The organism is Kitasatospora sp. NPDC053057 (assembly GCF_044546945.1).
Lineage (GTDB): Bacteria > Actinomycetota > Actinomycetes > Streptomycetales > Streptomycetaceae > Kitasatospora.
Map to the genome: position 1 here is coordinate 1 of NZ_JBITZP010000085.1, position 8,949 is coordinate 8,949.

Here is an 8,949-nt window from a genome sequence, read left to right on the forward strand (position 1 = left end):
GAACTCGCCGTTCTACTCAGAGAGTTGCGCGATGGCTGCCCCATGACCAGGGGTTACTCCAAGATCCTTGCTACACCACTCCACGGGACGCCATCCTGCCGATCAGGCGGGCCACCAGGTCCTGTAGCTCTTCGATGTCCGTTGTCCCCTCCACCGCGCACAGTATGAGGGACGGGCGCCCCTCTCATACAACGGAAATTGCCTGGCCGGAGGCCAACCATGACCGCAGGCGCCGAGAAAGTCGGGGCGCACGGGGTTGGTCAACGGTCAGCGAGCGGGAGATGACGGGCTTCACCGCTTCCTTCCACAACATGCCCTGCGCGCAGCCCCGACACGGCCGGGCCCCGGCGCTGTCGGTGCGTACCCCTACCGTGGGGGGCGTGATCGATTCTGAACTGCTCAGCGGCCTGCGCGGGCGCTTCCCCGACCGGAGTGCCGAAGGCCGTACGGTGCCGCTGCTGCCGGGCCGTCAGGTCGTACCCGCCCTGTGGGTGAGCGAGGCTGCGGCGCCGGAGGGGATGTGGCAGCGGCTGCACCGGGAGCACGCGGTCTCGGGGCTGTGGCCGCTGCTGCTGGAGCCGAGGGGCGAGGGGCCGGACCTCGACGGCGCGGACCTGGGCCTGGCGCCGGGGCAGCCGGGGAAGCCCGCATTGGAGGGGTACGACCCGGAAGTTCTGCTGCGCGGGTGGTGGGAGCGCGCGGTGCTGTGGTGCCCGACGGGCGATCCGCAGGAGCGGGCGGAGCTGCTGGAGACGCTGGAACCGTTCGGCGCCGCCTGGCCGGGCCTGGCCCCCGCCGCGGCCGCGGCCGCCGCGCGGGATCCGCAGGACTGCGCCGACCGCTTGGCCCGCCAACTGCTGCGCAGCCGGCCCGGGTTGCGGATCGGGCTGGTCCGCGCGGACGGTGGCGCCGAGGCGCTGGCCGCCTGCGGCTGGAACGGCACGAACGGCCACGGCGACAGCGGCGCGATCGCCGCCGTGCTGCGCAGCTGGCAGGAGCGGTTCGGCGCCCGGGTCGTCCAGGTGGGGGCCGACTCGCTGTACCTGAGCGTCGCGGCGCCGCCGACGGGCCTGGAGGAGGCGCTGCTGGTGGCGGCCGAGCACGCGGCGTTCTGCCCGGACAACCTCTTCCAGTCCGACGAGGGCCTGGGCGGCTATGCCGAGGAGCTGGTCGACGAGGGCTGCTGGTCCTTCTGGTGGGACTGACGGGCACGCCCCGGTGATGAAGGCGACGGGGCCGGTCATCCGGGTCGGATCCGGCAACTGTCCGACGTGGGCGGCGGTTTGAGCGGGTTCCAGTGCTGGTCATTCCCAGCGGGACACGATGCGGCCGGGCACCACTGCGAACAGGTACCACAGCGCGCCCGCGCCGGCGGCCGCCAGCAGGAGGAGGACCAGCAGGGCCGGCCACGGGCGGCGGCTCACCGCAGCGCTCCCTCGGCCCGTTCGGTGCGGGCCCGTTCGGCGCGGGCGCGGGCGCGGGCGCGGACCTCGGCGACGGCCGGGCAGGTGGCGTAGACGCGGGCCAGGTGGGCGAGGTGCTCGGCCTCCCCGTCCATGGTGTCCATGGTGGTCGTCCCGTGCGCGCCGGGTACGGCGGTCGCCTCGGTCACCGCGGGCTCCGGTACGGTGCCGGCCGCGGCCAGTTCCAGGGCGGCGGCCAGCGCCGCCGCCTCGGCGGTGGCGGTGGCGGCGGCGTGGGCGCGGGGCGGCGGGAAGCGGCGGGTGGCGTGGTCGAGCCACCGGGCGGTGCGCGGGTCGCGGTGCTGGCGCAGGATCAGGCGGGCGTCGTGGATCTCGATGATCCGCCGGTAGAGCGCGAACTGCGGGTCGCGCGGGGGCAGCGGCAGGCGCCGGGCCGGGTCGAGGGCGATCTCCGGCAGCACGGTGTGCAGGTCGCGCCAGAGCGGGGTGAGCGCCCGGTAGTGGCGGTGGGCGCGCAGCCAGCCCCGTACCGCCCCGGCCGCGGTGGGCCACAGCGTGCTGCCCAGGCCCGCCGCGATCAGGGCCGCGCACAGCCCGCCCAGGACGGCGCACAGCGTGTCCTCGGGGCCGTCCTGGCTGCCGGTGGCGGCCGCGCGCAGCACGTCGTCCATGCTCCAGGCGTTCCACAGCAGCCCGGCCACCAGCCCGCCGGTCAGCAGCCGCAGCCCGATGCCCAGCCGCCCGGGGCCGGCCGCCCGGGTGCGCCGGACCAGTTCGCGCAGTAGCGCGATGAGGCACACGGTGGTGTGGAGCATGCCCACGGCGGTGTATCCGGCCAGCGCCAGGCGCGCGGACAGTTCGGGCCCGACGGTCAGGTCCTCGCCCGCCAGGCCCGGCGCGGCGGCGGTGATCAGCGCCAGCCGCAGCCCCAGCACCGTGCCCAGCAGGGCCAGTCCACCCCGCACCCCGTGCCGGTGCGTGGCCGGGTCGGCGTGCGCGGCGCACCCGGCGTCGGCCTCCCGCAGTGCCGGTGCGAGCAGCCGGATCGCCGCGGCCGCGCCGTCGCGCAGCCCGTCGCCGAGCACGATCACCAGCACCGCGAGCACCGGAACTCCCGTGCCCTGCACCGCCCGTACGGTCGGCGGGGCGAGCACCAGCAGGGCGGCGCCCAGCAGGGCCGTGCCATAGCAGGTGTAGCGGGCGGCGGCGCGCGAGTCGATCCGGCTGCGGCCGAAGTGGGCGGCGCTCAGAACGAAGAACAACCCGACGGGGTAGAGGGCCAGGTCGCTCACGGCCGTCCCTCCTTCCGCTCACGGTCCTTCGGCACGCCGCCGTTCGCTTCGCCGTCAGCGGGCCCGGGGCCGCTGCCCAGCAGGAGGCCCAGCGCGTCCAGCGAACCGCGCGCCGGCGCCGGCCCCGGCCGGTCGGCGGCGTCCGCCCGGTTTGCCCGGTTCAGGATCAGCGAGGCCAGCAGCTCCGCCTCCCGCTCCTGCGGCTCGTCGTAGCTGGTGCGCCCCAGCACCCGCTGCACCAGCGCGGGGGAGAGGTTGGGCAGCAGCGCGGCGGCCGGGGCCAGCGGCGCGGAGCCGGCGTGGTCGAGCAGCAGGTGCGCGATCTCGTGCACCAGGATGTGCCGCTGGTGCAGCGCGCCGGTGTCCGCCGCGTACAGGATGTAGTCCGCCTCCAGGGTGGAGACCAGCAGCCCGCAGGGGGCGTGCGGACGGGCCGGCACCGGCAGCAGCTCGATCGGCCGCCCGCGCCGCACCGCCAGCCGCTCCAGCAGCACCACCGGGTCGAACGGGCTCGGCAGTTCCAGCTGTTCGGCCATCCGGCGACAGCGCCGCAGCGTGGACCGGTAGCCCCGGCCACCCCATAAGTCACCCCACAAGCCGAGCTCCCCTCCAGCTCCACCCCGACGCAGGTCTCGGGTCCCAGGACTCAGGACGAGGGGCGCTTGCGCACCGCGTCCCGGCGGGCGATCACGTCGACCAGCTCGCTGACGGTGTCCAGGCCCTCCGGCGACAGGCCCACCGCCCGCAGCGCCAGGCTGCGCACGCCCGCGTCGCGCAGCGCGCCGAGCAGCGCCAGCTCCTTGGCGATCTCGGCGCCCTGCTGTTCGTCGAAGAAGTACGCGGGCGGGACCTGGAAGAACTGGGCCAGCGCCTCCAGGTGACGCTTGGTCGGGTTGTCCCGGCGCCCGGTGCGCAGCTGCCACAGGTAGGTGGTGGAGAAGGACTCCCCGGTCGCCTCGCGGCAGGCCCGGGCCACTTCCTCGTTGGTGTACTGCTCGCGGTCGGGGCGGCGGACGGTGTGGAACAGCGCCTCGATCCGGGCCGCCAGCCCGCTCGCCTCCGCGCTCGCCTGACCGTTCCCGGATCCGTTCCCGGGTCCGTTCCCGGATCCGTCCTCGTGCCCGTCGTGCCCGTCCGGGTGCCCGTTCAGCTCCGGTGGAGCGCCCTCCGCTCCCACCTGAACGCCGTCCCCCGTCGACTCCGTCATTCCCCACCTTCCTCACGCCCGGGCCCTCCGCGCCGCGACCTCGACGGACGGGCAGGGCCGGACAGGTCACGATAGCCGAACGGCATCAGCTGGCGTGGATCCGAAGATGCTCACGATCAACTCCAGTTGACCCGCGTAACGGCGGCTGACATCCTGGACGGGCACCCCCCAGGCGCCGGCAAAGCGATCTGATGCGCCATCAGATTACTGCGTGTCGACGGCCCTTGGCCCACCGCGCGGTGCCGTGCATTCCGTACGTTCCGCACCGCCGCCCGCGTCCTCCGGCCGCACCCGCTCTCCGCCCGGGCCGCCCGTACGGCCCGGGCGGCCGCACCGCGCCGGTACGCCCCGAAACCGAACGGCCACCGTCCGCCTGATCCTCCGTACGCCCCGCATCCGTTGGCCCCTTTCGAGGGCGCACCCGAGGAGCGGCGCGCCGCGAGGACGGGAGACGGACGTGCTCAGGTTCCACGGCGCGTGGCGGATCACCGTGATCGGCCGCAACGCCGACTTCGACCAACGGGCACTCGTACGCGGCCCCTGTGGCACCCGGGTGCTCCCCGGCCGGGCCGGCGCCGCGCTGGAGGTGGACGAGGAGAGCTGGACACTCGCCCTGGAACACCACCTGTGGGGCCGCAGCTGGCAGCCCAACCTGCGCACCACCCCCGGGCCGCTCACCGAACGCGACGGCGTGCGCAGCCAATTGCTCACCAGCAACGACCGCCACTGGCCGGGCAAGCCGCTGGACTACGTCAACTTCGTGCTGCGCCTGGACCAGCCGGGCACCGGTCCGGAGCCAGGCGACGGCTAAAGTCCCAGGCGAGCACCCCCGCGCCCGCCCGAGGAGACCCCGCCGTGCCGACCGACCCCGCCGCCCCCACCCCGGCTCCCGCCGAAGCCGCCCGCCCGCACGCCGCGCGCCTGGGCCTGGGCACCGCGGCGGTCGGCCGTCCCGGCTACATCACCCTCGGCCGCGCCGACGACCTGCCCGCCGAGCGCACCGTCGAGGCCCTGCGCGAGCGCACCCACGCCCTGCTCGACGCCGCGTACGCCGCCGGCGTGCGCTACTTCGACACCGCCCGCTCCTACGGCCGCGCCGAGGAGTTCCTCGCCCAGTGGCTCGCCGAACACCCCGAGGCCGCGGCCGAGGTGACGGTCGGCAGCAAGTGGGGCTACACCTACACGGCCGACTGGCGCACCAGTGGGGTCACCGCACACGAGGTCAAGGAACACTCGACGGCGGTGTACGAGCGCCAGATCCGCGAGACCCGCGCCCTGCTCGGCCCCCACCTGGACGTCTACCTCGTCCACTCGGTCACCGCCGACAGCCCCGCCCTCACCGACCCCGCCCTGCACGAGCGCCTGGCCGGCCTCGCCGCCGAGGGCGTGCGGGTGGGCCTGTCCACCAGCGGCCCCGCCCAGGCCGACACCATCCGCCGGGCCCTGGCCGTCACCGTGGACGGCCGCCCGCTGTTCGCCGCCGTCCAGGCCACCTGGAACCTGCTGGAGACCTCCGCCGCCCCCGCCCTCGCCGAGGCCCACCGGGCCGGCTGGCTGGTCGTGGTCAAGGAGGGCATGGCCAACGGCCGCCTGGCCGGCCGCAACGCCACCGGCCCCGACACCGCCCCCCTGCGCACCCTGGCCACCCGTACCGCCACCACCCCCGACGCCCTCGCCCTGGCCGCGGCCGCCGCCCAGCCCTGGGCCGACATCGTCCTGTCCGGCGCCGCCACCCTCGACCAGCTCGCCTCCAACCTCACCGCCGCCGAGGCCGTGCTCACCCCCGACGACCTCGCCCTCCTGGCCACGATGGCCGAACCCGCCGACGCCTACTGGCGCACCCGCTCGTCCCTGCCCTGGGCCTGAGGGGCCGTCGGCGGCCGTCCGCGGCCGTCGGCGGCGGGGCGGGCGGCGGAGCGCAGGGGTCGAACGGCCGGCCCGGGTAGTGCGAATGATCTTCGCTGGGTAGGGTGAACCACCAGGCAGCGGGCGGGCGTTCGCACGCCGCCGACGCTGTTCAGGCCCCGGAAAAGGGAGTTGTAGACACCGATGCAACCGACGTTCGTGCTGGTCCACGGAGCTTTCGCGAACTCCTTCTCCTTCGCGCCGCTCCAGGCCGAACTCGGCCTCCTTGGCCACCGTTCCGTCGCCGTCGACCTCCCGGGACACGGGTTCGCCGCGACCTACCCGCGGGCCTACCAGGCGCCGCAGGACCCCGAAGGGCTCGCCACCGCGCCCGGCGCCATCAAGGGCGTCACGCTCGCCGACAACGTCGCACACCTCATCGGGATCCTGGAGCGGGCCAAGCGCAACGGCCCCGTCATCCTCGTCTCGCACAGCCGCGGTGGCATGACGGCCACCGTCGCGGCCAACCAGCGGCCCGACCTGATCGACCGCATCGTCTACGTCTCCGCCTGGTGCCCCGTCGACCTCGACGTCAGCTCCTACTACGCCGAGCCCGAGATGGCCACCGTCGACGCCGCCGGCCTGGCCTCGGCGATGGTCGGCAACCCCGCCGAACTCGGCGTGCTGCGCGTCAACTTCCGCACCGCCGACCCCGGCGTCCTCGCGGCCTTCAAGGCGGCCTTCCTCGCCGACGGGACGGACGACGAGTTCCTGGCCTTCCTCAACACCTTCCAGCCCGACGAGACCCTCGACGCCGGCACCCCCGACGACCGGGCGAGGCCCGACAGCTGGGGGCAGATCCCCAGGACGTACGTCCGGCTGGCCGAGGACACCAGCATTCCGCCCGCCATGCAGGACCGGATGATCCGCGAGGGCGACGCCCTGACGCCGGACAACCCCTACGACGTGCGCACACTCGCCGGCAGCCACCTGAAGTGGCTGGTCGACCCGGCGCAGGCGGCCCGGGTCCTGGGCGAGGTCGCCGCGCTGCTGCCCGCCGGATCCTGACCGGAGCCGGAGCCGGAGCCGGCTTCGGCTTCGGCGCCATCGGCCGAGGGGCGGCGCGGACTCCGTTGTCAGTGCCCGCTCCTACGGTGGCCGCATGACCTGGCCTTTCGATGTCGCCCCGCCCGTCCCGCTGCCGCCCGGCCGTCCCGTCGTCGGGGAGGAGGGGGAGGGGACGGAGCCGCTGCTGTGGATCAGCGACGGGCCCGCGCCCGCCGGGCTGTGGGAGCAGCTGCACCGGGCCCATCCGCAGAGCGGCTTGTGGCCGCTGCTGCTGCGCCCGCTGCGCAACGATACGGACTTCCGGCCGTGGCTGTCCGGGGAGCTCAGCACGGAGCGCGCCTCCGACCCCGCCGGCCACGACCCGGCCGCCCTGCTGCGGGAGTGGTGGGAGCCGGACGGGGAGTTCGACCCAGAGGAGGCGGAGGAGGAGTACGAGGCCCTCGCCCCCTACGGCCCCGCCTGGCCCGGGCTCGCGCCGGCCGTCACCCTCCCCGACAGCGCGGCCGACGCCGAGGCCCGGGGGCTGGCCGAGGTGCTGCAGTCCGTTGAGGACGTGCGGCTGGGACTGGTCCCGGCTCGCAGCGGAGCCGAGGCCCTGGTGGCGTGCGGGTGGAGCGGCCCGCTCAACCACGAGAACGACATCGCCAAGATCGCCGCCGTCCTCGCCGACTGGGAGCGCCGCTTCGGCGCCCAGGTGGTCGAAGTGGGCTTCGACACCCTACAGTTGAGCATCCCCGTGCCACCCGCCACCCTCGCCGAGGCCCTGCCGCCGACCGCCGAACACGCCGCCCTCTGCCCCGACCAGATCCACCAGGGCGCCGGCAGCCTCACCGCCTACGCCGAGCAACTGGTCGGCTCCCACCGGTGGCACTTCTGGTGGGACTGACCGCCCGGCCGGCTCAGCCGCGCGGGGTGGTCGGGCCGAGTGTGACGACCGGGCCGAGCGGGCGGCAGCCGGCGTAGGTGATGGCCTGTCCGGGCGGGCAGGGGGCGTCGGTCCGCACCGGCCCGAACGTCGGCAGGGGAGGCCGGGGCGGGATGGTCCCGTCGGGTACCGGCTTCGCGGCAGGGGCCGGCGCCTGCTTGCCCGAGGGCTGCTTCGCCGCCGGAGCCGCAGCCGCACCCGGAGTTGGAGCCGCAGCCGCCGGGGTCGTCGTGGCGCGGGGGCGGGCCGGGGCCTGCTTGGTGACGGAGGGCTCGGGCGCGGCCTCGGTCCCGTCGTCCGCCGGCACGACCGTGGGCGTCTCGGCCGGGAGCGGTACCGGGGGAGCCGTCGACGCCTCCGTCGACGCCTCCGCCGACGGCGAGGGCGACGCCGCAGCGGAAGGGCTCGACGTGGCCGCGGCATCCGGCGCCGCCAGGGCGGTGCCAGGTGATCCGGTGAGCAGCAGAACCCCGCCGAGCCCCGCCGCACCGAGGGCACACGCCCCCGCCGCGATCGCGAGGGCCCGCCGACGCCGCGTCATCGTTCTGCCGTCCTGCGGCCCGTCCCCGGCACTCTCCGGCACGCCGCCCCACCCCACTTCACCTTGATCAAGCGCTTGAGCTGGGCGGATGCTACACGAACCATCAGGTCCCCATGTACGTCGCCTCTACTGATGCGTGACTGATTCGCCCGGCCCCCGCCGCCCCGTACCGTCGAAGACGTCAACAAGGACGTCAACAAGACCGCCCCCCACGACACCACGGGAGCAGTACATGACCGCCTTCGCCCTCGCCCAGGTCCACTCCGCCCAGATGTGCCCCGACATCGTCGAGTACCTGGAGCGCATCGACGCCACCCTCGACGACTTCGGCGGCCGCTTCGTCGTCCACGGCGGCAAGTTCGAGAACCCGGAGGGCAGTTGGGGCCCGCTCGGCCTGATCCTGATCGAGTTCCCCGACTACGAGCGGGCCCGCGCCTGGTACGACTCGCCCGCCTACCGGGAGATCCTGCCGCTGCGCACCCGCCACATGGTCGCCGACGTGATCATCGCCGAGGGCGTACCGGTCGGCTACCGGGGCGCGGACAGCCTCAATGAGGCTCTTCTGATGTACCTGTGGGTGTGATCATGCGGGTTGGCGGCGTGGCAGGGTGGGTCGGTTGCCGCCGAGGCAGAGCATGACGAGGGCG

9 protein-coding genes are annotated in these 8,949 nt (G+C 74.8%); 6 read left to right on the forward strand and 3 right to left on the reverse strand.

Going from position 1 to position 8,949, the window contains the following annotated elements; genetic code table 11:
- The first annotated feature begins 380 nt into the window (after positions 1–380).
- Entirely contained in the window at positions 381–1,205 is an 825-nt protein-coding gene (locus tag ACIG5E_RS38365) for a DUF4253 domain-containing protein (RefSeq protein ID WP_396541772.1), read from the forward strand.
- A gap of 215 nt (positions 1,206–1,420) precedes the next feature.
- Here ACIG5E_RS38365 and ACIG5E_RS38370 read toward each other — a convergent pair whose 3' ends face one another.
- The 3 genes from ACIG5E_RS38370 to ACIG5E_RS38380 all read right to left on the reverse strand — a co-directional run bounded on the left by ACIG5E_RS38370 (position 1,421) and on the right by ACIG5E_RS38380 (position 3,923).
- On the reverse strand, positions 1,421–2,716 hold the full coding sequence (locus tag ACIG5E_RS38370) for an MAB_1171c family putative transporter (protein WP_396541774.1): 1,296 nt from the start codon (positions 2,714–2,716) through the stop codon (positions 1,421–1,423).
- A complete protein-coding gene (locus ACIG5E_RS38375; protein ID WP_396541776.1) occupies positions 2,713–3,252 on the reverse strand; it encodes a ParH-like protein in 540 nt (179 codons plus the stop codon). The genes ACIG5E_RS38370 and ACIG5E_RS38375 overlap by 4 nt, the downstream gene beginning before the upstream one ends.
- A 110-nt stretch (positions 3,253–3,362) precedes the next feature.
- Positions 3,363–3,923, reverse strand: a complete 561-nt coding sequence (locus tag ACIG5E_RS38380) for an XRE family transcriptional regulator (RefSeq protein ID WP_396541778.1) — start codon at positions 3,921–3,923, stop codon at positions 3,363–3,365.
- A gap of 457 nt (positions 3,924–4,380) precedes the next feature.
- On the opposite strand from ACIG5E_RS38380, the gene ACIG5E_RS38385 reads away from it, so the two are divergent.
- The 5 genes from ACIG5E_RS38385 (at position 4,381) to ACIG5E_RS38405 (ending at position 8,885) form a co-directional block, all read left to right on the forward strand.
- The gene (locus ACIG5E_RS38385; RefSeq protein ID WP_396541780.1) at positions 4,381–4,734 is read left to right on the forward strand and encodes a hypothetical protein; all 354 of its coding nucleotides are present in this window, start codon (positions 4,381–4,383) and stop codon (positions 4,732–4,734) included.
- A 44-nt stretch (positions 4,735–4,778) separates the two neighbouring features.
- The gene (locus ACIG5E_RS38390; protein ID WP_396541782.1) at positions 4,779–5,789 is read left to right on the forward strand and encodes an aldo/keto reductase; all 1,011 of its coding nucleotides are present in this window, start codon (positions 4,779–4,781) and stop codon (positions 5,787–5,789) included.
- Positions 5,790–5,972: 183 nt separating this feature from the next.
- Positions 5,973–6,836, forward strand: a complete 864-nt coding sequence (locus ACIG5E_RS38395) for an alpha/beta fold hydrolase (RefSeq protein ID WP_396541784.1) — start codon at positions 5,973–5,975, stop codon at positions 6,834–6,836.
- A gap of 94 nt (positions 6,837–6,930) precedes the next feature.
- Positions 6,931–7,722, forward strand: coding sequence for a DUF4253 domain-containing protein (locus ACIG5E_RS38400; protein WP_396541786.1), 792 nt, complete (start codon positions 6,931–6,933; stop codon positions 7,720–7,722).
- A gap of 812 nt (positions 7,723–8,534) precedes the next feature.
- A complete protein-coding gene (locus ACIG5E_RS38405) occupies positions 8,535–8,885 on the forward strand; it encodes a DUF1330 domain-containing protein (protein WP_396541788.1) in 351 nt (116 codons plus the stop codon).
- The last annotated feature ends 64 nt before the right edge of the window (positions 8,886–8,949 follow it).